The following is a 563-nucleotide window of genomic DNA, read 5'->3' on the forward strand; positions in this document are numbered from 1 at the left end:
CAGGCTGAGGCGGCGATTATCCGCTACGATTTTACTTGGGCAGAAATCGTCTTGGATCCTGCGTTTCACGGCTTCCTCTCGAGAGGCAGCGGGCATCTCATCGTCGATGAATCTCTTTTCCCCGGCGGCACGATATCAGGAGCAACCCTTAGATTTTCAGCAACAGGGTTTTCGGGAAATGTGGCGAAAGTCAGCGTCACGAGCCCCCGTACTGATTACGTCAAGGAAGGGAGCCCCCCCTATCCGTCAATTTTACTTGAAGAGATTGGAGTGGAAGCTGGTGGCTTTCCTGACCAATATGCCGTTGTGCCGTCTGACGAATTTACAGTCATCTTCGACGAAGAATCCAATCCAACCGCTTGGTACGGTTCTTTTATAACCGGGGGGTCTCTTGACGCAACTTTCGGAAATCGCTGCGATTGTGAGTGGGTATTTGATATTCTAGATCCCTCAACTGGACTCCCATACGACGATCCGAGTGAGGCGGCGGATGGAACGTTTGTGAAGACCATTCTGGAGCCAAATCCATCTCCTGTCCCCCTTCCTGCCGCGGCCCCGCTCAT

Annotated in this window: 1 protein-coding gene; it reads left to right on the forward strand. The window is 52.8% G+C overall.

Annotated features, from left to right (window positions below):
- On the forward strand, positions 1 to 563 hold a 563-nt coding region (locus CG51_RS20500; protein ID WP_169742259.1), incomplete at both ends, for a hypothetical protein.

Source organism: Haematobacter missouriensis, from assembly GCF_000740775.1.
GTDB classification, from domain to species: domain Bacteria; phylum Pseudomonadota; class Alphaproteobacteria; order Rhodobacterales; family Rhodobacteraceae; genus Haematobacter; species Haematobacter missouriensis.